Here is a 20800-nt window from a genome sequence, read left to right on the forward strand (position 1 = left end):
CAGCTTCTATCCCAAAACCCATATTCTTGAACCTGTCCGTGAGGATGGGAAGGAGCAAACATGCACGCTCAACGCCAAACCATCGCCCGAAACGTCGCTGAACGTCTCTTCGCCGCTGAAGCGGCCCTCGATATCGCTGCCGCCCGGATTGCCGAACTGAATGCGGCGCTTCCCCTGGCTCGCCTGGACGCCCTTCTATCGGCGGCCATCGGCCAGGACGCCTTTGCCAGTTCCGCCTCGGCCATGGTGCTCGTGGCCGAAACGCGCGAGCGGATCGTCGCGACCCATGCCAATCTCAAGCAGGCCAGCGACGACATGGGCCTGACCGCGGTGAGCTATGGTGACCTGCTCAAGGTCAGGGGCGCTATCTCGGAGCCCGCCAGCCAGTACCTGCGGGCGGTATGATTGCCCGCGTCTCGTGATTGACGAGCTTTCACAAATCATGTTGCCATGGGTCATGACGAGACAAATCCTGTTCTCCGCACTGCTGGTCGTCAGCAGCGGCTATGCGTTCGTGAAAGGGGGCCGTCCCGAGCAGATCGGGGCGGCAACCCTGCTTGGAGGCGCGGCTCTCAGCGTTCTGGCTGCATCGCCCGCCATTCACCGCTTCGAGAACGTCGAGACAGGTATTCTTCTGACCGACCTGGCTATCCTGGGAATATTCCTATGGCTATCCCTTCGGAGCAATCGCTTCTGGCCGATGTGGGTTGCAGCGATGCTGGCGGACGAGGTCATCGTCCATGTCATGCTGCAAACTGTGCCGAATGTCGTGCCGCGCGCTTACATGCATGCGATAGCGGTATGAAGCTGGCTGGCGCAGATCGTCCTGATCGCCGCGACATGGCGTCATCAGGACCGACTGAAGCGCCGGGGTGCCGACGCGCCCTGGAAGAGCTGATCGGGCTCACCGGCCCGGACCGGGCCCGCGAACTGGCTGATCGCCTCTTCACCAGGTTCGGGTCACTGGGTGGCGCGCTGGCGGCGTGTCCGGCCGAGCGGATCGAGCTGCTCGACCACGCCATGGATGTCGAGCGAACATTCCGCTGCTTCCAGCGCGTGCTGAAGCAGATGCTGTGGTCCGCCCTGATCCGGCGACCGATATTGTCGAGCGATCAGACCCTTCACGACTATCTGCGCGGCAACATGGCCTATGAGCGGGTCGAGCATTTTCGCGTGTTGTTTTTGAACGCAGGTAACGAACTGATCGCCGACGAGGTCATGGGGACCGGGTCTGTTTCCGGTGTTCAGGTCTGGCCACGTGAAATCCTCAAGCGGTGCCTCGACCTGAATGCGACGGCTATTCTTCTCGCGCATAATCATCCGTCAGGGTCGCCCGCACCGTCGCGGGCGGATCGGGATCTTACAGAGAAGATCGCGAACGCAGCCCGATTCTTCGGTATCGTCGTGCACGATCATCTCGTCGTCGCGCGCCGCGGGATCGTGAGCTTTCGGGAGGCGGGGTGGCTGAAATGAAGCTCATCTTTCCAATCCATTCCGCGCGATACGCTGGTTCGGCGGATTGCCTGAGCCTTGCTCCAGAACCCGGTAAGCAGATGGACATATCAATGCACGTCAGCCTCGAAGTGTTCGACGATACGAAGAAGCGCGTCCCGGACCTCTTCGGCATCGATGCCGAGTGTCTCCGCAATGACCGGAACAGGCTGTTTCTGGCGGAAAAACAGGTCGACGGCCTCGGCTACATAGGGCGGCTCTTCGCGCAGTATCGCTTCAAGCTTGCGGGTATGGCGCGCAAGCCGCCGCTTGCGTTGCCAACGGGCATGCGCACCACGCGCACGAAGAAGAAGTTCGCGAAACGCGGTCAGGACTTTTTGTGTGGGCATGGCGGGCTCCACGCTGAAGATGAGGAAAACTACAGATCATCTGTCTTCCTCCTCCCGCTCCACTTCGCGAGACGCCGAAAATATTACATTCGCCCTCAAACATAACGCCGAACATGGCGCGACCAATGGATGCCTGAAAGGAAATTTCCGAACATGAATTAAGGAGGCATACGATGTTCGACAGGGACGACTACAAGCAGATAGTCAGTATTCTGGGGGAGACGTCAGACGATAACCGGGTCTATGAGGCCCTTGAACGCCTGACATTCGTTTTGGGATTCGATCGGTTCGCGATCAGCCATCATGTCGATCTGCTGCACCCGCCGGTCGGCGCTTATGGTCTCACCAATTACGACAGCGACTGGCTGAATGAGATCATAAGCGGGCAGTATTTCCTCGATGACCCGGTCCAGATCTCGTGCGACGGGCGAAACACCGGCTTCCTCTGGCCCAACCCCCGGATGCTGGAAACGCTCACGCCGCGTCAGCGCTACATCTTCGAACAGGGTGCGAAGCGGAACCTGTGCGGCGGTTACACGGTACCGATGCACCTTCCCGGCGAATATGCTGGAAGCTGCACTTTCGCCACATCGCGGCTCGAGACAGTGCCATCCGAGTCGATGCCTGCCGCCTTCTTCGCGGTGTCCTTTGCCTTTGAAGCGATGCGGCGCGTCGTAAGGCTCCGGGCAGGTCTTGAACTCCCCGCGCCGCCCAAGCTCAAACCTCGAGAGCGAGAAGTGTTGATCCTGCTCGGGCGCGGCAAGACCTATGGCGAGATCGCCGACATCCTGCACCTCTCGGAACATACGACGCATGAATATGCCAAGCGCATCATGCGGGCCTATGGGAATATCCAGCGCAACAACCTCATCGCGCGCGCCCTGTTCGACGGCATCGTCACCTATCCCGAGTTGCTCTCGATGCACTGATCAAGTCCCAGTTCCGGGTACAGACTCGCGGTGTCCCTCACACCGATGATGCTCCCTGCCGATTCCGGCCAGACAGGGAGCATCACCATGATCCGGATTTTCGAAGGACACGAACCGCCGGGCGCCAACCCGGTTCTCGACGCCATGCATCATGCGCGCAAGCGGGTGTTCGTGGACCTGCTAGGCTGGGACGTCCCGGTGGTCGCCGAAGCGTTCGAAATCGACCAGTTCGATGATGACCACGCGATTTACATCGTCGCCAGCGACGACAGCGACGCCCATGAGGGATCCATCCGCTTGTTGCCCACCAACCGTCCGCATGTGCTGGGGACGATCTTCCCTTCGCTATGCGACGCAAGCGTGCCCGTTAATCCGCAAATCTTCGAACTGAGCCGGCTATGCCTTTCGCGGGGACTGCGTGCCGCAAGGAGGCTGGAAGTCCGCAATGCGCTCGCGACAGCGGTGGTGCAGTTTGCCCTTCAGCGCGGGATCGCCAGCTATAGCTGCGTTGCCGATTCAACGTGGCTCAGCCAGATTCTCTCGCTGGGTTGGACGGTTCGGCCACTGGGCATACCGCAGATGATCGCGGGCCTGCCGACCGGCGCCCTCCTCATCGAAATCGATGCAGACACGCCTGCCAAGTTGCGGGCGGCCGGAACCCACGTTCCGATGCGCATCCTTCCCACCGCCGCGATCGATCGCGAAGCCGCCTGAAGGGAGATGGTCATGACCCTCATTGCTATCGACAGCCTGCAGCAGGACATCGAGCACTATTGGAATCAAATCGACCGGGACGGCTACTGCATCGTCCGCGGTGCAGCGCCGCGGCTTCTGGTGGAAAAGCTGGGCGATGATCTGCGTGCCGGTTTCGAAACCACACCGCTCTCGCAGGGCCCCTTCTACGGCGACACGACGCGGCGGTTTCATGGGCTTCTGCACCGTTCGCCGCGCACTGCCGGTTTCGCTCTCGATCCCCTGATCCACGGACTTGCCGAGCGAATTCTCCGGCCCTGGTGCGATATGATCCAGCTCAACCTCACCCAAGCGATCGAGATCGAACCGGGCGGTCTTGCCCAGCCGCCACACCGGGACCAGGACATGTGGCCCATACATGCGCCCGGCGTCGAGTATCTGCTCAACGTCATGTGGCCTTTTTCTGCTTACACAGCCGAGAATGGCGCAACGCTAGTATGGCCTGGCAGTCATCGGCGCCAGGACGAAATCTTCATCGGCATGGAGGAGGCATTCCCTGCCGAAATGGAGCCGGGTGATGCCCTGTTGTTCCTCGGATCCACACTTCATGCAGGCGGGGCGAACGTGACCGCGACGCCGCGGCGCGGGATGATCATCAGTTACAGCCTCGGATGGCTCAAGCCTTACGAACTGCCGTGGCTTGCCTATCCGCCACATGTCGCTCGCACACTGCCACGCGATGTGATGGGCCTTGCCGGCTACCGCGCCCATCGGCCCAACCTCGGCACTTACGAGGGCCGCTGTCCCTCGCTGCTGCTGGATGAAGCGCAGAACGGCCCGGTCGGCGCAATCGACATGCTTCGCCCTGATCAGGAAGCGCTGATCGCCGACTATCGGTCGGGGCTCCTGCCGGTCGCCCCCGCCCCGCTTCGGACCAGGGCTGGGTAAGCGCCATGGATCAGCGACAGCGCATCTGCGAAGCGCTCAAGCAGCAGCACCGCCTGGCTGAGCTCAAGCTCGGCCTCGAAAGGCGGCAATGGCCCGAATGGCTCATGGTAATCGATCTCTATCGCGCGAGGGAGCAGGGGATGAGAGAGGGATTCAAGGCACTCGCCGCGACATCCGGGCTCTCAACCGCGACGGCCTTCCGCCGCACAGTGGAGATGATCGATGCGGGCATGTTGGACCGTAAGGCCGATCCAGAGGACCGGAGGCGAAGCCTTGTTTCGCTATCGGACGGGACCCGGTGCCGGATGGATCACATTATGGATGAGTTGGGAGATATTTTGAAAAACTGACTGGCACGCAAGCGACGAATATCAAACCCGTCGGCCCCTTGGGATAGGCGGGTATTGATCATCAGGATATTCATCCAGAGGGACAAAGAGCTCACTTGGGTTGATATTTAAGGCGCTCGCTAGCCGCTCCAGCGCTTTCACTGACGGGTTACGATTTGCGCATTCAATCCCGCTGACATAGCTCCGCTTCATTTCGATCGATAAGGCAAGCTGCTCCTGGGTCATTCCCTGCAGCTTGCGATGATGCTTCACATTTCGGGCGAGGATACGAACCAACTCCATGAAATGGAGATGGCGATACTCGCCAATCCATGTCTGTCCCTTAATCGTGCCATTTGTGATTGCGTCATGGGGCTCTAGGTGGTTATCATGTAACGATAAGGAGGCATTTGAGCGCCAAAAGCGGGTCCAGTCGCTTGTAACTCAGGAGCTTCCCAGCGTGAGGCGGTGGAAGTGGATGACGGTCAATCTCTCAGCGGTGCAGACGAAACAGATGGTACGATTGATAGCGCGAACCACGATGTAATCGTCCAACTCTACTGTGAAGAAAGTCGGTGGCTAACGCGGTACTTCTATCGCAATTCAATATCCGCAGCGGAAGCCGATGAGCTTACCCAAGAGACGTTCGTTCGGTTTATTCGAAGTGGCGCAGTTAAAATTCTCACGACGCCCCAAGCCTATCTACGCCGTATTGCTATCAATCTGCTGCGCGACCGCGCAGATCTTTCTGCAACCCGCGTGGATAATAGAAAAAGTCCTTTGTCGGATGCTGACGACATCCCCGCCCCATTCGATCCGCTTCGAATTTTGACTGCTCGCCAGGACATCGCTCTTTGTGAGAGGCTGCTGGAGGAACTTGACCCCTTCGATCGCGAACTGTTTCTTCTCAACCGAGTGGAAGGATATAGTTTTCGCGAGATCGGGCGGCGCAAGGGGCTGAATGAGTGGGCGGTGAAGAGAAAGATATTCAAGGTGTTGGACCATCTGTTGGACGGGATGGAAGGCCAATGACGGACGAAGAACCGGGCTTGCTCACCCTCAGCCAGCAGGCACGGCGCTGGGTGATGGCGGTCCGCGAGAACCCGGCACGAAAGCCTGCTGCTAGGAATTGGTGCGCGCGGTCGCCCGAGCACCAGGCCGCATTCGACGTCGCCGACGCCGCGATCTCGAACATCGTTGATCCCGCATCTGTGAGATTTCGCGAACGTCAAAACAGTCACAAGAGCGACAGCCGTCCCCGAAGTCCCTGGGCAAAGTTGGCGATCGCCGCATCGCTCGCCGCCCTCCTTCTGCTGGGAGCGCATTTTGTGCTCGGCCAGAATTTGCGTTCGCCCTCCGCACCTACGCCGATTGCATCCTCCGACGGGAAGTATGACGACGCGCCGCTTATCTTCACGACCCGGAAAGGTGAGGTCAGAAATATCACGCTTGCGGATGGCTCGGTCGTGACGCTCGATACCGATAGCCGCTTGCTCGTCCGGATGCATAGGGACCGCCGGGACGTCACGCTCGATCATGGCCGCGCCATCTTCGCCGTTGCTCATGATGTTTCGCGCCCTTTCACCGTCACCGCGGATGGCGGCACTACCACAGCGCTCGGCACGCGGTTCGGTGTGGAACGGCGCGCGCATTGCCAGATGAATGTGGTATTGTATGAAGGGCGTATCGCAGTCACTCCGCCATGCGAGACACGCAAGTCATCGGCGTCGGCAGCGAAGAGCTACCTTCAACCAGGCGAACGGATACGCTACTCTGGCACACCCACGGTAACCGGTAATGCTGTCACCGAACCGGCGCCGGCCAACGACGAGCAATGGACAATCGGCGTGAAGAGCTATGACGATGAGGCCGTTAATGTGATCCTCGCCGAGGTGAACCTCTATTCCGACGTCAAGCTGGTGGCAGCTTCTCCAGAAATTGCCGCGATGCGGGTGAGTGCGGAGTTGCATATCCGCAATCCCGAAAGTGTGGCGAAACATCTTGCTCGCGCGCTTGGGCTTACCGTTGAAAATCAAGGGTCGGACAGGCTCGTACTGACAAAATAATTGGCGGAATGCTCGCCGCCGAATTTCTCCCGTCAAGCTTTGTATGCGCGTCACGCAACGCGCCATCCAGGCAATTGGGGGTGAAATGCGAGTGGTTCGTAACGGCTTTTTCGTCGGCGTTTGTGCCTGCGCGTTGATCAGCGCTACATCTGCAATGGCGCAAGCCGATCAGGTACTGACATTTGATTTACCGGCGCAGTCCCTCACCGAAGCATTACGGACGATTGCCCGTCAAAGTGGGTTGGAATTCTCAGCCCCGGCGGACCCGTTGCGCGGCAAAACCTCAAAACCCCTGAAGGGTCATTTCCTGCCGGCACAAGCTGCAAATCGCCTTCTTCAGGGCACCAAACTTACCCCCGAGGTCATTGACGGTGCATTGATCATTCGGGCAGCGGACACATCGACGGCTGCGAGCGCATCGGGAAACGGCGATGATATCATTGTGACAGGATCGCGCATCCCATCAGTAGAATCACCCTCGCCAACGATCAGGATTACCGCTGATTCCATTGAATTGGCTGGTCAGATGGGACTTGGTGAAGCCATGCGCTCACTGCCACAGAATTTTGCCAGCGGCCAAAACCCTGGCGTCGTGAGAGGCGTGGCAAGCAGTGGCGGCGTCAATCTAACCTCAGGGTCGTCTCCAAATCTGCGAGGCCTGGGTGCCGATGCGACACTTACGCTAATGAACGGCCACCGTCTCTCCTATGGATCCACCGTGCAAGCAGTGGACATCAGTTCCATTCCCCTGGCGGCGGTGGATCGCATTGACATTGTACCCGATGGGGCATCTGCGATTTACGGATCCGATGCGGTTGGCGGGGTCATCAACGTCGTCCTCAAGCACGATTATGATGGGGCATCGCTCACAGGAAGATTGGGTAGCGCCACGTCGGGCGGTGATTTTCAGCAACAGTACAGCCTCGTTGCGGGAAAAACCTGGCAGGACGGCAGCATACTGGCGGCGGTCAGCCATGACTACAATTCGGCAATTTATAGCGGCGACCGCGCTTATACCCAATACATGCCAACCGAGAACACGCTCTATCCGAAGATCATCCAGACAAGTGCTGTTCTCTATGGGCACCAATCTCTCGGACATTCGATTGATGCCTCCTTAGATGCGACTTACAGTCGAATGACGTCGTTTCGAACACAGGAACTAGTTTCCAGTTATATCTACGAGAACCGCCCGAAAACGACCTCATATTCCATCTCTCCGTCAGTCAATATCGCCATGGCACCGAAATGGCGCCTCAACTTCATGGGTACATACGCGAAAAGCGACACACATTTTGATCAAATCGGGCTTTATAACGGCTCACAGACCAGCCATTCCTCAGGATGCTACTGCAATGAGTTGGTCAATTTGGAGGCATTCGGTTCCGGAAAAATTTTTGGACTGATGTCCAATCCCATCGGAATCGCTTTCGGAGGGGGATACCGATATAATCACCTGACCTCGGTTCGATATTCAGCAACGAGAACCGATTCCAACGGCACATCTGAAAGCTATTACGGCTTTTCGGAGCTATCCTTGCCCTTTGTTGAGCCTGGTCAAGGCGGCAAATTCATCTATCGCCTAGCGGCCAATGCTGCTGTCAGATATGAACGCTATCCAGGGATTGCCGCAGTCGCCGTTCCCAAATTCGGTCTCCTTTACGGCATTTCGCCAGCACTCGACATAAAGGCGACCTGGGGGAAGTCCTTCAAGGCACCGACGCTAAATCAGTCGGGCGCATCCACCTACGCCCAGCTGTATTCGGCGGCGGACTACGGTGGGCAGCGTTTCCCAACAGGATCAACCCTTCTGATCGCATCTGGAGGCAATCCGGACTTGAAGCCTGAAAAGGCAACGTCGTGGTCAGCATCGATGGCGCTCCATCCGCAATTCATGAGCAAGCTGAATATCCAAGCGACCTATTTCAACGTCAAATATAAAGATAGGATTGTCCAACCACTGGCCGGCACAACGGTTTATCAGGCACTGTCGAACGCTGCTTATGCCCAGTACGTAACGTACAGCCCCAGCCAGTCGCTTATCGATCAAACGGTAGCAGATGCGGACTTGTACTATAATTATGCAGGAGCCGATGGGCTCAATAACGTCGTCGCCATTCTAAACAACAGCTACATGAATGCCGCCAAACAGAAAATTGACGGCATGGATTTGACGGTTGACTACAAAATTGCGATCGGTGATCGCTCTTCCATCCTTCTAAACGTCACCGGCGCCTGGTTGTGGTCGAAGCAGAGACTGTCGTCATCCAGCGCATATGTGAACATGGCCGGCATCATCTTCAATCCACCACGCTTCAAAGCGCGCGCCAGCATCGGCTGGACCAGTGGGCACTTCACTTCGGTGCTTTACGGCAATCACATAAGCAGCTTGAAGGATACCCGCTCGACGCCGGCAGCGAAAGTCGCCTCGCAAACGACATTCGATGGCTCGGTCCGCTATAAATTGCCCAACAAGTCCGGTCCTTTCGCACAGTTGAGCCTGATCCTCAATGTACAGAACATATTCAATCAGCGGCCGCCATATGCGGCACCGACGAGCGGTGGTCTCGACTACGTGAACTACGATTCCACCAATTTCTCGCCCATTGGCCGCTTCATTAGCCTGACGGTTTCAAAAGATTGGTGAGCCTGTGGCGGCCTTTGCTGCCTCCCTTTGCGAGTTTCCTCATATGAAATTTCTCCGTCTCGCGGCCTTTGCGAGTTACGGGCTGTTTGCGCTATCCAACTCGCGCGCCGCCCATGCTCAATCACAAGAGCTCGTCTGCAAATTGCCGATGAGCCCCATTGTGGGCAAGGCACGTTCGAAACGCGTCGTACCTGAAGATCTTCTGCGGCTCAGGGACTTTGGAGAGCTGGGTGTTGCCATCGCATCTCAGCCATTCGAACTTGCACCCGACGGGGCCTTGATAGCATTGCAAATGCGCCAAGCTGATCCGGCTTCGAACAGCTATTGTACAGGAGTTGTTCTTGTTCCCACGGATCGACGGAAAAGGCCGGTCGTAATCGATGACGGGGGGGAGGTTGTTGCCACCTATAGCACTGCGTACGGGGCTGCCGAGGTTCCTAAGGGTGCCCCGAAAAGTTCACTGCTTCGATGGTCGCCTGATGGTCGATCACTGGCCTATACGAAGTCGTTCCCCGGTCATTCGGAACTATGGAGATTCGACCTGCAGGGCCGTTCCATCAGCCGGCTCATAACAATCCCGGTCGATATTGAGGCTCTTGCATGGTCATCTGACGGCTCGGCACTTCTTTATTCCAGTCGCCCCGGACGGATCGAAGCGTTGAAAAATATCATGACGGAGGGACGAACCGGGTACCGATACGACGAGCGATTTCGACCGTTATACAGTGACCGTCCACTTATATCTGCTGACGTTCCGCTTATTGAGCGAGCCATAAACGCGATTAATGGCAAGGCGATTCCATTTCCACTAGGTGAAGCACAACGGCTCACTCCCATAACCACATGGCCCGAAAAGACTGTAGCTTATGCATCTTCCCACAACAACTTTGCGTGGGCGGCACCAACGGGAAATGTTTACCGCAGCAAACCGGTGCTGAATGTCCGTATGAACGGACGAGCGATTGGTTGCGAGAATGTCGTATGTACGAATGTCCAGGGCATTTGGTGGTCGGGCGATGGGCGGACATTGATTTTCGAGCGCCGCGCGGGCGTGGCTGATAGTCGTACCGAATTCTATACGTGGAAACCCGGTCACGCGCCTCCACGCGCATTGCTCAGTACAGAGGATGCGATTTTCGGCTGCGAGCTCGCGAGCAACAGTCTTTTCTGCGCGAAGGAAACGGCAACAAAACCTCGGTCACTGGTCGCCATCTCGATAAAGGATGGCACACAACATGGAATATTCGATCCCAATCCGGAGTTTTCCACACGCCTATTAGGAAAAGTTCAGCGGTTGGAGTGGGCGAATGCCTTTGGGATTAGCACCTTTGGTGATCTCGTGCTGCCGCCAGGTTTTCGACATGATCACCGGCTCCCTCTGGTAATCATCCAATATGAATCAAAAGGCTTCCTGCGTGGTGGAACCGGCGACGAATATCCGATTCATGCGCTAGCTGCGCGCGGATTTGCTGTTCTCAGCTTCAATCGGCCGCCCTGGTTCGCACTTACCCGGACACCTCACAACAGCGCGGAGTTCGATCAACTCAACAACCAGGACTTCGCCGACCGTAGAAGTAACCTTTCCTCCATCGAAACGATCATCCATAACCTTGCCGCTGCCGGGACGATTGACCCCACACGTGTAGCGATCACCGGAATGAGCGATGGCGCGGTTACCGCCACTTTTGCCTTGGCAAATTCGTCGCTGTTTTCGGCTGCCATCCTGAGCACATGTTGTGAGGGGCCGTTCGGTTTAGAGATCGCGGGAATGGCCTTGGACGATCAGTATATCTCGGCCGGCTACCCCGGCACCCGTCGCGGTGGGCAAGAATTTTGGCGTGTGGGTTCGTTGGCTGATGCGCCTCATGCCAAAGCTATCCCCCTTCTCATTCACGCTTCATCCGCAGAATATCGTATGGCATTAGGCACATATCGGGAATTGCTTCACCAAGGCTGGCCGATCGAGATGTACGTCTATCCTGATGAAGGTCACATAAAAATATGGCCGGGTCATCGCATGTCCATTTATCAATCTAATATTGATTGGCTCGCGAAACATCTCGGCGCGTAAAATGGCGTGATCCGTGCGTCTATTGCCAGTTCCTACACCACATCTCTGTTTCATGAAGGTAGAGCACTGAGAAGATTGTGCTGCCATTGGCGCTCCGATTCTTTGATTTTTGGATCGCAGCAAAATCTAGAAGGCCCTGCTGCGCGAGCAGCCCTTCTTGTAGATCACTATAAATTTTCTCCCAATTATTGTAGAGAATGGCGGCCAACAGTCCATTAAATGCACCCTTGCCTCTGCGATCGAGCAGGGATGCCGGAAGAAATGAGCGTAACCCCGCCCGTGCGAGAGCGCGGTCCCTTCCGTCTGAAAACCAGTACCATGTAGGAAATGAGAGACATTGCTCGACAATCGGTTGAGACAATAGCGGATAAATCGTTGGCAACTCGTCTTCAATATTGAGATGGTCGGTCAGCGCTACGGCGCGAGCGATGTTCCGGATCAGTTGCCATTCGCCTGGCATGACATGCATGCACCGGGCAAGCCAAGGATGCAGTTCGGGCTTCAGGGTCTTCATGGCCGTCGGCGTTAGCAAGTCCGAGTGGACATTCCACGCTTTGGGAGTTGAACCACTTCGCAGTCCTCGCAAGGCCTGACGCAAGACGGCTGGCATCGACGCTCCCGTGACATGGCAGATATCAAGAGCTGTCGTAATCAGCTCTTTTCCCAATCCTTCCCTACGATATCGGTCCACCAACGGATAGGCCGAGTGCAATTTCCCAAAGACATTGTCCCCACCACCTCCGCTGAAATGGGCGTCGGCTCCGATCTTGGCCGCGTAGCCTGCGGAAACCTCATCGAAGACTTGCGTGAATACCCGTGCAGATGGTCGAGGTCGTGCAGACGATAGATTCTTGTGGATTGCGATAGCGCCTGCTTCGCACAGAACGGCATGCATTTTGCCGCCAAGGTGTTCAGCAAGCATCGCGGCATACTGCCTTTCATCGCCGCGCGGTGATGTCGTGTAGAAATGGAGAAGCTCAATCGGCCCGGCCCTACCTGCAAGGGCCGAGATCGCCGAAGAATCGAAGCCGCCCGACACGGACACCAACGGGCGGGAATACCGATTGCACCACGTATCCAGCGTTTGGACCATGGTGGCTTCGAGCAGTTCGGCGGCTTCTTCGAAGGAGCATAGCCTGTTTTGCCCTATAAAGGAGTCCGGATTCCATATCTGGTCACGGTAAGCGCTATTACCATCTATGACGACCATCTCGCCGGGAGCAACTTCGAAGACACCGCTCAGACATGTTTGATGGCGCCTCAGATTTGGCACTATGAGCGAATTTGCAATCTCGTCCCAATCGATGCGGTGCTGTTTGGCCCCGATGGCATCAAGGGATCGAACATCGGTGCCGATGGCCACGGTTTCGCCGTTGAAGCTATAATAACAGGGTACCATTCCGGACGGATCACGATAGATGGTGATAGTACCCGTCAGATGGTTCCACGCAATGAAAATGAAACGCCCCCAGCGTGTTCCAGCCATAGAGCGTACTGCCTGGATCGCATCTTCACCAATCGTTGGCGGCTCATCCAGGGACGGGAAGCAGTCGCCTATCAACAGGCATCGATCTTTATGAAGCCATTGAACCAATAGATCTGGACCAGCCGAGATTATCCACTCCACACATGCAGGGTCATGTTGCGAGTTTGAATCCTTGCACTTGCTTCTACGCAGGACGACCGAGAACGCCGTATTCATGGCACAGCCAAGATCGGGCAGAAGGCCTGCACATTTTCAATATCTTGTCCGAGTACAATGTCATCTTGCTGTACCCAGCAGTGCGCCTGGAATGGGAAGCGTTGAACGCCAAAGGTGATCTGGACGCGACAACCGGCCGCCGCAAGAAGGCTAAACAGAGCCAAGGCATCCGGCAGGCAACGATCCTTCCTTCGGAACAGAAGCATCGCGCAACCGAATACGGCAAGCAGGGTATCTCTATCGCCATTCCTGACGCGCAATATGCGATGTTTTGACAGAGATGTTGCCAGGCTGATCAAGCTCTTGAGCGATTTCCGCCTGGCGAACCCATGGAACACGGCGAGCAATGCGACTGCGCGGATCCAATTAACTATGGATTTCGAGATTGTCGCTTTGTGTAAGTCCGCGATAATTGCTCGCGTAGGGCGGATCAAATTGCCCGTACATCGCGCAGGACAATCTTCTGGAACAGTCTCAAACAAGCCCGTTTGCAGCAGTGACGAAGCAAGCTTTGGGTCGACATTTTCATTCGAAGCGCAAATACGCCTAAACGACATCTCCAAGTCAGGGGCAATCTGCAAATAGCGGTCGCGCCTCACGTCGAGAAAGATCAGCCTTCTGTCAAGCTCACAATAGCCGACCTCAGCTCTTGGGCGGATGATGGGCATCCTCGCACCTAAAGAAAATGTCTGCCCCGGCTCAGTGGACCGGGACAGACAGTTGATATCAGTTCTCGAGACTTCCGAGTTGCGACTGCCGGTCGGGATTGTCGGTGTCGCCATCGCCGAAGCCGTTCGTCATCTCGCTGGCGACACCCAGTTCGATCACGCCGTCATCGGCCGCTTCATATTCGCGTTCCATATTTGCCTCCTTCTATTCGCCACACTGTTCGTGGCGACAGAAAGGCTATGCCTGAACCCTAATATATTCAGCTACTTTTGCTTTCATGGTGAAACTAATAAACGTACGATCCTATGGAATAATATTTCACAGCTAGCCATTGTCATTTTATGGCGTGATTTCAGCTTTGTAATCGCGATTTAAGCGATTCAGAAAGCATATTGGCAGCCCGAATTCGGCGACGGTGATAGTTCCAGAGGGCCTCCAGAAGCCTGCTTCCGGGCTCAAATCTTGCCAATACATTGGCAGAGACAAGCTCGTCACCGCAGTCCGACCAGCGTTCCGTTTCGACGAGTCGGATAGTGCGCAGGCGCTCGCCGGCGTTGGCGACAGCGGCCACGAGCTCGTTGGAAGAGGACCTGTTCGCCAGCGTGAGAAACATACGCTCTGCAGTCGCGACGATGCGATCGGGAGTGCTGTAGTCGGTCAGCCATCCCTCGGGCGCCACCGGTTCCCGAAGCGCTTTTGGTCCGATCGCCTTGATGGCCATACGCATGAGATGACCATGCCATGTGTAGCAATCTCTGAGCGCGTCGGCACTCCAGCTGGGCACTCTAAATCCCCGATGCGGGCCCGTCTGCAGGAGCCCCTCGCCGTAAAGTCGATGAAGACCGTCGCGGACTGGAGAGCCGCCGGCCCCGATATCCTCGGCTATAGCAGCTATCGATAGCTCCGTGTCGGACGCATAGCGTCCCGAGAGCACGGCTTCCTTAAGGTCCGCATAGACTTTCTCACCCTGGCGCGTTCCCGGCGACATCATCGTTCAGTCGTCGGGCGTGTGGTCGGCATCGCGTGCGAAGAGCTGGTGCGAGAGCGTGTCGAGGTTGTGCCGGGCAATGGCATCTATGCAGACGGTTTCGAGCTTTGAAAGGTCTCCTTCGAGTAAGCCGCGTGGAAAAACCCGCTGATGTTCCATGAACAGCAGCGGAATAACAAGATGCCCGGTCGTAAGCCCCAGGGCATGGGCGCAGCGGAAGTGATCGTCGAGCCGCGACTTGGGGTTGCCGGCCTCGATCTCGCGCAGCCAGCGCGCGCCGATGCCGACGCGGGCCGCGAAGTCTTCCTGCGTAATCTTTTCGGTACGCCGTTGCATTTCTATCCGTCTCCCCGACATCAGCTTGATCGTCGCAAGCACCGAGGGATCGCGTGCAGTGGGTATCGCCTGAAGCGGCATGACAAGATCTCCCTGCCAATGGCTCAAAGCTCCCGTGCACAGCCCAGTTCGGAGAAAATGTTGTTCGTTACGCCAAACGTCAATCCGGTAATGCTTTCATGGTGAAAGCATTATTCAAATAATCCCTACAGATAGTCGGTATCAGCGCGATCGCCGGACCGGAATGGTCTGGGCCGCTCTTCGGTAGGCGGCCTGTAGCTCCCCGTCCTCGGAACTCAGCAGCAGACTGAGCCCGGCATTATAAAGGCGCCATGTCGCTATGGATCGACCACAGTGGCCACTATCGGCAAGGCGCGCGCCAACCTGCTCGACGAGATCGGCAAGGTGTGACGTCGTCCCCACGAAGCGGTTCGAGGAACCACCGAGCGCATTGCACACCGGGGATTCCAGTTCGGCAGCGATATCGGCCGGGTCGCTGGCGTCGAGCAGGCTCATGGCGACATAGAGGGTCATGCCATAGGGGATGAATTCCTTCGCCAGGCGTGCGACCCGACAATGGCAGGCGAGGAACTGGTCGATGCCCTGCCCTGAGAGCTGCAGCTTGTATGTTCTCGAAGTCCTCATGCCGAGGCTCCCTGGCTGATTCGCAATCGAAGCGAACCGTCGTGCGACGGCGCTCCCACAGACAAGACGGTAAAATCCACGTGGCAGTGCATGAAAAGCGGAACTGACGTGCCGATTTCGGCACTGTATTTCCGAACCGGCATCTCAGTACCCTGCCTATTGTGCGGGTTATTTCTTCGCTTCATCCTTCATCCATCCGATCACCACGGGGAAGGCGAGCGCAGCCCAAACCACGCTCCCAGCCAGAACCGCATGACGAAAGCCGGCGCGCGGAATCGCACGCGCCGGAAGAAGGAGGCGTGTGCCAATGTTCCACAATCCTCGTGAATTGGCGATGACCGTCAGGCTACATCTCGTGCCCGGACCCGGCCCCGCTGCGGCGCGGCGGAAAGACTCGGCCGCGACTTCGTCATGGCCGAAGCGGCCGGGTTTATTTGGTAGCGTGGCTGGTGTCGCAGCACTGGCGCTCATGTCGGCTGCCCCCGTCCATGCCGGTGAACCGGAACATGTCCCGGTCCCGCGCCAAGATGCAGTGCAAGCTCAGGACCACGGTGAGCCGCTGGCCAACGCTCAGGCTGAAGCCGAGCAACAGTTGCAGCAGACCTTCACCAACCTGCGCTTCGAGGACTTCGGCCCAGCACCGGTCGAAGGGCCGCTCTATCAGGCCACCGCAGGCGGCAAGATCATCTATTTCGCGCCGCAGAGCGAGCATCTGCTGTTCGCCACGGTCTACGATCGTAATGGCGTGAACCTTACGGCACTTGCCCAGGAACAGGGCACGAGCCGGCGCCTGAAGGCGATCGATCCGGCCAAGGCCCTGGCGATCGGTCCGGTCGACGCGCCGACGGTGATCGAGTTCACCGACCCTGACTGCCCCTACTGCCAGGCGCTCGACCGCTACTGGAACGCCAAGGCAGCCGAAGGCAAGCCTGTCCGGCGCCTGATCTTCTTCGTGAGCGGCATCCACCCGACCGCTGCGGCCAAGGCGGAGCACATCCTGTGCTCGCCCGATCGCGAGGCTGCCTTCAAGGCCGCCTATTCGGGCCAGACCCCGCCGGTTCTGCGGCAGTGCGCGGCAGGTCGCGACAAGGTCGCCGCCGATGCCGAACTGGTCGCCAGGGTAGGTGTCTCGGGAACACCGACCCTCATCGCGGACGGAAAGCTCATCTCGGGCTTCCAGCAGGCCGAGCTCGAGGCGTTTCTCGACGGGCACGCGAAGCCCGCACTGGCGAAGGCCGCGACCGATGCGCCGCGCTGAGCTCTCGCGCACCGCCGCGCGAAGCGACGATCTCTTTTCCGGAGGGCATCCAGTCCGGCCGACCCCGGCCCGGCGGATGAACCAGGATGCCGGCGGCGGCGGGCTCATGGAGCCGTCCACCGACGCCCCGGCCGACATCGATCCTCGTCGATGCCGGCAGGCGAATGTCCGGACGGCTCCTTTTTGGAGCAATGCCATGATGCGTACATTCGGTAAAAAGGCTCTCGCGGCTGCGAATATCGGCCTCCCTTTGGGCGTGATGGCCCTGATCGCCGGCCCGGCCCATGCCTTCTCGGCGCCGGCCCAGGGCGATCTCGGCTACGACATCTACGATATCGTCGTGAACAAGGGCGTGAAGGGCCCGCTGGGCTTCGTGGGCGGCGTCGCCGCCTTCCTGTTCGGCGTCTCGCGCCTCTTCTCGAACATCATGATCGGCATCCCTACCATCGTCGCGGCTGTCTGCCTGATCAAGGCGGACTCGATCCTGCAGACGTTCGGGATGGTCGTCTGAGACGCTGCGCGCAGGGCGCGACTGGCCGACCGGCCAGGTCCGTCCCGCGCCGGCACCGTGCTGGGGGCCGATGGTCGGTCCCCGGAAACCGACACCTTCGCAAGGTGTCATGAAGCAGGAGGAGAAGGGCACATGGACGAGCGCCTTCCGCAATATCTGCATCGGCCGGTCCAGATCCTGTGGTTCGGATCGGACGAGTTCCTGCTCGCGACCTCGAGCGTCTTCGTGGCCGCGATCGTGGGCGGATTTGTCGGCTGGGCGCTCATCGCCGCCCTTCTCCTTTTCATCCCGTGGAAGCGGAGCAAGCCCAGGGGCTACCTGTCCCATCTGGCCTGGCGCTGGGGCCTGGTCTCCTTCCCCCACTATCCGGGTCCGACGCAGACCCGCTTCTTCGAGTAGGCGCGATGGGTATCCTCTCACGCAAGCGGGCGGCCGAAGATCCGCTGCTGGGTAAACCGGCGAGTTTCGGCATCCATCGCTATCTGCAGGGTTCGGCCAACCTCTTCGAGGAGAACCGGCTGCTCAAGGTCGCGGTGGCCGGCATGTTCGGCGTCACGATCGTGCTGGGAGCGGTCATTTACACGACCAACCAGAACGCGCGCACCGTGGTCGTTCCCTTTGGCGCGTCCGGTGACCTCTACGTCTCGGGCAGCAAGCCGTCCGAAGCCTACCTCGTCGCGATGACGCGCAACATCGTCGCGCTGTCGGGAACCTGGTCGGCCTATTCGGCCGACCGCCAGTTCCAGGAACTGCTCGGGCTTGTCCATCCGTCCGCCTACGGCGCGATGCGCGACAGCCTGAACGGCGTGCTCGACGAACTGGCCGATAATCCGACCCTGTCGATCGCCACTTACATTCGGGGTGACCAGCCTGTGCGCTGGACGCCGCATGAGATCCTCGTGCCGGTGGAGAGGGTCCGCGTCATCGGCGGGGTGATCCGCAAATTCCGGGGCATTCTGCGGATCGGTTACCGGATCGAGAATGGCCGCTTCTGGCTGACCCGTCTTTCCGAGGAACAGTTCGATGCTGAAACACGCTGACCCCCACGCGTCGCTGCGCCGCGCCCCGATGCTCTGCCTGCTGCTCCTGGCAGCGCCGGCATCGGCACAGGGTATCCAGGCCCTACCGGACCAGACCAGCCATATCCGCCTCTCCAACCGCGACATCAATCATGTCGTATGCGAGGGCGGCGAGATCGAGGACGTCAAGTTCTCGGCCGAGAAGGGGCTCGCCGTCGAGAAGGGCGGCGCGGACGCCTGGATCAAGTTCCTGACGCGCGAGGTCGACGACGCCGGCCAGGTCACGCGGACCTATGTGACCCAGCCCGCAGAATTCTTCGTCACCTGCAACGGCGCGACGTACCCGCTCTATGCCGAGCCCGCCGAGATCCCGGCGCAGACCGTCCTGCTTGTGCCGGGCGCCCGCCAGCGCGCGCAGGCGAACAGCGACCTGCTCGCCGCGCTCGCCGACGAGGACCGCGCGGTTTCGGTGACGATGGCGCTCCTCGACGATCATGTCCCGGCGACCTTCAGCGAGGTCGCGCCATCAGACGTGCCCATACGGCTTGCGCCTCTGCCCGCCCTTTCGCTGACCGAGCAGCGCCGGATCGCCATCGAAGGCACCGGGCTCTCCGCCTCGGAATATCGGCTGCAGGCCGCCGCGCCCATCGTGCTCGACGAACGCCAGCTGCTCGATGCCGGTCTCGGTGAGCGAATTTTCGCGATCACCCTCGACCGGGTGCGCCTGGCGGCCGGAGAAACCGCCCGCCTCGTGGTCGTACGCCGGGGAGCGGTTCAATGAACGGGCCGGACGACAAGGCCACGGGCACCCCTGAGCCGCGTTCGGCCTACCAGGCGCACCTGGCCGAACAGGCCGCGCGCGAAGGCGAGGATAGGCTGGCGCCTGCCGGGATTGGCGCACCCTTTGGTCTTCCCGACTGGAAAACACAGTGGGACCGGCTGTCCGCAAAGCAGAAGCTGCGCGCGCGCCAGCTCGCGGTCGCCACCACCGTCGGTGCGCTCGGTTTCGCGCTCTACATGGCCTCGGGGCATAAGGAAGAAGTGAAGAGCGCCGATCCCGCCGCCTCACTTAACATGGGTGCGGGACTACGCGGCGACAGCCTCGAGGTGAAGCTGCGCGGCGATCTCAAGAAGGTGCTCGACGGCCAGCAGCTGCTCGGAGACCGGGTGAGCGCCATCGAGGAAGGCAAGGTGGTTCCCGACAGCAAATCGGCTGCGGGTAACCAAGGCAGCGATGGCGATCTGCCGCCCGCCCTGCCGGACACCGTCCCGGCCCTGCCCTATCCGCCCGAAACCGGGGACATCTCGGCAGACGCCGACAAATTGCCTGCACCGCCGACCGGTCCCGTATCTGTGGCGCCGCCCGCCCCGCCGGTCGAGAAGACGGTTGGCGCGATCGGCTCGGCGACCGGAGCAGTCATAGGTGCCGGCGGGCCACAGGGGACCGCCGATGCCTCGGCCTCGTCCAAAAAAAAGAATCGGACGATCTATTTACCGCCTGGTTTCATGAAGGCGCGGCTCCTGACCGGGATCGACGCGCTGGCGAGCCGGGACGCCACGAGCAATCCCGAGCCGATCATCGCGAGGGTCCAGGCGCCCGCAGTCCTTCCCAATGAGGTCAAGGCGAACCTTGCCGGCTGCTTCGTCATCGGCAACGCCACCGGCAGCCTCGCCAAGGAGCGGGTGGAAATCCAGCTCGTCTCGCTGTCGTGTGTCGATTTCGACGAGCATTCGGTGGTCGATCAGCCGGTCAAAGGCTTCTTCGTCGACACCGACGGCAAGAAGGGGCTCTCGGGCAAAGTGGTGACCCGCGCCGGCGCGACACTCGCCCGGGCCTTCATCGCCGGCACCATCAGCGGCATTTCGCAATCGGTCGAAAGTACGTTCGGCAGCACGTCGACCTCCGCGCTGGGCTCGGTACGCACGCTCGATGCCGCGGACGCCGCCAAGACCGGCATCGCCGGGGGCCTTTCCAAGTCCTCGGACAAGCTCACCGACTTCTACCTCGATCTCGCCCGGCAAGCGGGGCCCATCGTCGAAGTCGGCGCCGCCAAGGACGTCGTCGTGGTGATCCAGGAGGGCGTGACCCTCGAGATCAAGCCCGGCGCCGCCGCCAAATTCTGACCCTCGCCAACCGGAGACAGGAAC

General features: G+C 59.1%; 26 protein-coding genes and 1 pseudogene. 18 read left to right on the forward strand and 9 right to left on the reverse strand.

The features are described 5' to 3' along the window. Positions 1-60: 60 nt before the first annotated feature. From V2S85_RS17370 to V2S85_RS17405, 8 genes are all read left to right on the forward strand, one after another. Positions 61-405, forward strand: a complete 345-nt coding sequence (locus V2S85_RS17370) for a hypothetical protein (RefSeq protein WP_330704104.1) — start codon at positions 61-63, stop codon at positions 403-405. 13 nt (positions 406-418) lie between these two features. Beyond that, complete coding sequence (locus V2S85_RS17375) at positions 419-805, forward strand: hypothetical protein (RefSeq protein WP_330704105.1); 387 nt, start codon at positions 419-421, stop codon at positions 803-805. Further along, the gene (locus tag V2S85_RS17380; RefSeq protein ID WP_330704106.1) at positions 802-1473 is read left to right on the forward strand and encodes a JAB domain-containing protein; all 672 of its coding nucleotides are present in this window, start codon (positions 802-804) and stop codon (positions 1471-1473) included. The genes V2S85_RS17375 and V2S85_RS17380 overlap by 4 nt, the downstream gene beginning before the upstream one ends. Beyond that, on the forward strand, positions 1461-1946 hold the full coding sequence (locus tag V2S85_RS17385; protein ID WP_330704107.1) for a hypothetical protein: 486 nt from the start codon (positions 1461-1463) through the stop codon (positions 1944-1946). Before V2S85_RS17380 ends, V2S85_RS17385 begins: the two co-directional genes overlap by 13 nt. 68 nt (positions 1947-2014) lie before the next feature. Further along, the gene (locus V2S85_RS17390) at positions 2015-2770 is read left to right on the forward strand and encodes a LuxR family transcriptional regulator (protein WP_330704108.1); all 756 of its coding nucleotides are present in this window, start codon (positions 2015-2017) and stop codon (positions 2768-2770) included. A gap of 87 nt (positions 2771-2857) precedes the next feature. After that, positions 2858-3484 (forward strand): acyl-homoserine-lactone synthase, encoded by a 627-nt coding sequence (locus V2S85_RS17395; RefSeq protein ID WP_330704109.1) that lies wholly within the window; start codon positions 2858-2860, stop codon positions 3482-3484. 12 nt (positions 3485-3496) lie between these two features. Continuing rightward, entirely contained in the window at positions 3497-4411 is a 915-nt protein-coding gene (locus tag V2S85_RS17400; RefSeq protein ID WP_330704110.1) for a phytanoyl-CoA dioxygenase family protein, read from the forward strand. A gap of 5 nt (positions 4412-4416) precedes the next feature. Beyond that, on the forward strand, positions 4417-4761 hold the full coding sequence (locus V2S85_RS17405; protein WP_330704111.1) for a MarR family transcriptional regulator: 345 nt from the start codon (positions 4417-4419) through the stop codon (positions 4759-4761). 21 nt (positions 4762-4782) lie between these two features. Here V2S85_RS17405 and V2S85_RS17410 read toward each other — a convergent pair whose 3' ends face one another. Next, positions 4783-5043: a helix-turn-helix domain-containing protein gene (locus V2S85_RS17410; protein ID WP_279728016.1), complete on the reverse strand. Its 261-nt coding sequence runs from the start codon at positions 5041-5043 to the stop codon at positions 4783-4785. Positions 5044-5214: 171 nt separating this feature from the next. On the opposite strand from V2S85_RS17410, the gene V2S85_RS17415 reads away from it, so the two are divergent. From V2S85_RS17415 to V2S85_RS17430, 4 genes are read left to right on the forward strand one after another with little or no spacing between them, the layout of a single operon-like run. Beyond that, positions 5215-5772, forward strand: coding sequence for an RNA polymerase sigma factor (locus V2S85_RS17415; protein WP_330704112.1), 558 nt, complete (start codon positions 5215-5217; stop codon positions 5770-5772). Further along, positions 5769-6806 carry a FecR family protein gene (locus V2S85_RS17420; RefSeq protein ID WP_330704113.1) on the forward strand — a complete coding sequence of 346 codons (1038 nt, stop codon included), beginning with the start codon at positions 5769-5771 and terminating at the stop codon, positions 6804-6806. Before V2S85_RS17415 ends, V2S85_RS17420 begins: the two co-directional genes overlap by 4 nt. A 43-nt stretch (positions 6807-6849) precedes the next feature. Then, positions 6850-9453, forward strand: a complete 2604-nt coding sequence (locus V2S85_RS17425) for a TonB-dependent receptor plug domain-containing protein (protein WP_330704114.1) — start codon at positions 6850-6852, stop codon at positions 9451-9453. Between the two features lie 43 nt (positions 9454-9496). Further along, entirely contained in the window at positions 9497-11524 is a 2028-nt protein-coding gene (locus tag V2S85_RS17430; protein ID WP_330704115.1) for an Atxe2 family lasso peptide isopeptidase, read from the forward strand. A gap of 19 nt (positions 11525-11543) precedes the next feature. Here V2S85_RS17430 and V2S85_RS17435 read toward each other — a convergent pair whose 3' ends face one another. From V2S85_RS17435 to V2S85_RS17470, 8 genes and pseudogenes are all read right to left on the reverse strand, one after another. Beyond that, on the reverse strand, positions 11544-13085 hold the full coding sequence (locus tag V2S85_RS17435) for an asparagine synthase-related protein (protein WP_330704116.1): 1542 nt from the start codon (positions 13083-13085) through the stop codon (positions 11544-11546). Positions 13086-13222: 137 nt separating this feature from the next. Beyond that, positions 13223-13894, reverse strand: coding sequence for a lasso peptide biosynthesis B2 protein (locus V2S85_RS17440; RefSeq protein ID WP_330704117.1), 672 nt, complete (start codon positions 13892-13894; stop codon positions 13223-13225). Between the two features lie 58 nt (positions 13895-13952). Beyond that, entirely contained in the window at positions 13953-14087 is a 135-nt protein-coding gene (locus tag V2S85_RS17445; protein ID WP_330704118.1) for a benenodin family lasso peptide, read from the reverse strand. Between the two features lie 160 nt (positions 14088-14247). Continuing rightward, a complete protein-coding gene (locus tag V2S85_RS17450; protein ID WP_330704149.1) occupies positions 14248-14622 on the reverse strand; it encodes a hypothetical protein in 375 nt (124 codons plus the stop codon). 66 nt (positions 14623-14688) lie between these two features. Beyond that, positions 14689-14886 (reverse strand): annotated as a pseudogene (locus V2S85_RS17455) (GntR family transcriptional regulator); the annotation flags it as partial. A gap of 3 nt (positions 14887-14889) precedes the next feature. Further along, positions 14890-15300 carry a transcriptional regulator gene (locus V2S85_RS17460; RefSeq protein WP_330704119.1) on the reverse strand — a complete coding sequence of 137 codons (411 nt, stop codon included), beginning with the start codon at positions 15298-15300 and terminating at the stop codon, positions 14890-14892. A gap of 141 nt (positions 15301-15441) precedes the next feature. After that, entirely contained in the window at positions 15442-15864 is a 423-nt protein-coding gene (locus V2S85_RS17465) for a hypothetical protein (RefSeq protein WP_330704120.1), read from the reverse strand. Positions 15865-16032: 168 nt separating this feature from the next. Next, positions 16033-16335 carry a hypothetical protein gene (locus tag V2S85_RS17470; RefSeq protein WP_330704121.1) on the reverse strand — a complete coding sequence of 101 codons (303 nt, stop codon included), beginning with the start codon at positions 16333-16335 and terminating at the stop codon, positions 16033-16035. Between V2S85_RS17470 and V2S85_RS17475 the strand changes: the two genes are divergently transcribed. The 6 genes from V2S85_RS17475 to V2S85_RS17500 all read left to right on the forward strand — a co-directional run bounded on the left by V2S85_RS17475 (position 16334) and on the right by V2S85_RS17500 (position 20776). Further along, positions 16334-17122: a DsbC family protein gene (locus V2S85_RS17475; RefSeq protein WP_419198211.1), complete on the forward strand. Its 789-nt coding sequence runs from the start codon at positions 16334-16336 to the stop codon at positions 17120-17122. The two genes, V2S85_RS17470 and V2S85_RS17475, sit on opposite strands and share 2 nt — an antisense overlap. A 196-nt stretch (positions 17123-17318) precedes the next feature. After that, entirely contained in the window at positions 17319-17633 is a 315-nt protein-coding gene (locus tag V2S85_RS17480; RefSeq protein ID WP_207081237.1) for a hypothetical protein, read from the forward strand. Between the two features lie 132 nt (positions 17634-17765). Beyond that, positions 17766-18032, forward strand: a complete 267-nt coding sequence (locus V2S85_RS17485) for a type IV conjugative transfer system protein TraL (protein ID WP_008827576.1) — start codon at positions 17766-17768, stop codon at positions 18030-18032. A gap of 5 nt (positions 18033-18037) precedes the next feature. After that, positions 18038-18673 carry a TraE/TraK family type IV conjugative transfer system protein gene (locus V2S85_RS17490; RefSeq protein ID WP_330704123.1) on the forward strand — a complete coding sequence of 212 codons (636 nt, stop codon included), beginning with the start codon at positions 18038-18040 and terminating at the stop codon, positions 18671-18673. Continuing rightward, entirely contained in the window at positions 18657-19433 is a 777-nt protein-coding gene (locus V2S85_RS17495; protein WP_330704124.1) for a type-F conjugative transfer system secretin TraK, read from the forward strand. The genes V2S85_RS17490 and V2S85_RS17495 overlap by 17 nt, the downstream gene beginning before the upstream one ends. Next, the gene (locus V2S85_RS17500) at positions 19430-20776 is read left to right on the forward strand and encodes a TraB/VirB10 family protein (protein WP_330704125.1); all 1347 of its coding nucleotides are present in this window, start codon (positions 19430-19432) and stop codon (positions 20774-20776) included. The genes V2S85_RS17495 and V2S85_RS17500 overlap by 4 nt, the downstream gene beginning before the upstream one ends. The last annotated feature ends 24 nt before the right edge of the window (positions 20777-20800 follow it).

Source organism: Novosphingobium resinovorum, assembly GCF_036352595.1.
GTDB lineage: Bacteria > Pseudomonadota > Alphaproteobacteria > Sphingomonadales > Sphingomonadaceae > Novosphingobium > Novosphingobium resinovorum_B.

What these genes read in the sequence shown, in the direction of transcription:
- V2S85_RS17470 (WP_330704121.1), bottom strand. Translation starts at nt 16,335, where the DNA reads ATGAGCGCCAGTGCTGCGACACCAGCCACGCTACCAAATAAACCCGGC.
- V2S85_RS17460 (WP_330704119.1), bottom strand. Translation starts at nt 15,300, where the DNA reads ATGCCGCTTCAGGCGATACCCACTGCACGCGATCCCTCGGTGCTTGCG.
- V2S85_RS17445 (WP_330704118.1), bottom strand. Translation starts at nt 14,087, where the DNA reads ATGGAACGCGAATATGAAGCGGCCGATGACGGCGTGATCGAACTGGGT.
- V2S85_RS17490 (WP_330704123.1), top strand. Translation starts at nt 18,038, where the DNA reads ATGGGTATCCTCTCACGCAAGCGGGCGGCCGAAGATCCGCTGCTGGGT.
- V2S85_RS17495 (WP_330704124.1), top strand. Translation starts at nt 18,657, where the DNA reads ATGCTGAAACACGCTGACCCCCACGCGTCGCTGCGCCGCGCCCCGATG.
- V2S85_RS17475 (WP_419198211.1), top strand. Translation starts at nt 16,334, where the DNA reads ATGTCGGCTGCCCCCGTCCATGCCGGTGAACCGGAACATGTCCCGGTC.
- V2S85_RS17480 (WP_207081237.1), top strand. Translation starts at nt 17,319, where the DNA reads ATGATGCGTACATTCGGTAAAAAGGCTCTCGCGGCTGCGAATATCGGC.
- V2S85_RS17430 (WP_330704115.1), top strand. Translation starts at nt 9,497, where the DNA reads ATGAAATTTCTCCGTCTCGCGGCCTTTGCGAGTTACGGGCTGTTTGCG.
- V2S85_RS17465 (WP_330704120.1), bottom strand. Translation starts at nt 15,864, where the DNA reads ATGAGGACTTCGAGAACATACAAGCTGCAGCTCTCAGGGCAGGGCATC.
- V2S85_RS17420 (WP_330704113.1), top strand. Translation starts at nt 5,769, where the DNA reads ATGACGGACGAAGAACCGGGCTTGCTCACCCTCAGCCAGCAGGCACGG.
- V2S85_RS17380 (WP_330704106.1), top strand. Translation starts at nt 802, where the DNA reads ATGAAGCTGGCTGGCGCAGATCGTCCTGATCGCCGCGACATGGCGTCA.
- V2S85_RS17370 (WP_330704104.1), top strand. Translation starts at nt 61, where the DNA reads ATGCACGCTCAACGCCAAACCATCGCCCGAAACGTCGCTGAACGTCTC.
- V2S85_RS17485 (WP_008827576.1), top strand. Translation starts at nt 17,766, where the DNA reads ATGGACGAGCGCCTTCCGCAATATCTGCATCGGCCGGTCCAGATCCTG.
- V2S85_RS17400 (WP_330704110.1), top strand. Translation starts at nt 3,497, where the DNA reads ATGACCCTCATTGCTATCGACAGCCTGCAGCAGGACATCGAGCACTAT.
- V2S85_RS17390 (WP_330704108.1), top strand. Translation starts at nt 2,015, where the DNA reads ATGTTCGACAGGGACGACTACAAGCAGATAGTCAGTATTCTGGGGGAG.
- V2S85_RS17395 (WP_330704109.1), top strand. Translation starts at nt 2,858, where the DNA reads ATGATCCGGATTTTCGAAGGACACGAACCGCCGGGCGCCAACCCGGTT.
- V2S85_RS17450 (WP_330704149.1), bottom strand. Translation starts at nt 14,622, where the DNA reads ATGCGTATGGCCATCAAGGCGATCGGACCAAAAGCGCTTCGGGAACCG.
- V2S85_RS17425 (WP_330704114.1), top strand. Translation starts at nt 6,850, where the DNA reads ATGCGCGTCACGCAACGCGCCATCCAGGCAATTGGGGGTGAAATGCGA.
- V2S85_RS17405 (WP_330704111.1), top strand. Translation starts at nt 4,417, where the DNA reads ATGGATCAGCGACAGCGCATCTGCGAAGCGCTCAAGCAGCAGCACCGC.
- V2S85_RS17440 (WP_330704117.1), bottom strand. Translation starts at nt 13,894, where the DNA reads ATGCCCATCATCCGCCCAAGAGCTGAGGTCGGCTATTGTGAGCTTGAC.
- V2S85_RS17410 (WP_279728016.1), bottom strand. Translation starts at nt 5,043, where the DNA reads ATGGAGTTGGTTCGTATCCTCGCCCGAAATGTGAAGCATCATCGCAAG.
- V2S85_RS17500 (WP_330704125.1), top strand. Translation starts at nt 19,430, where the DNA reads ATGAACGGGCCGGACGACAAGGCCACGGGCACCCCTGAGCCGCGTTCG.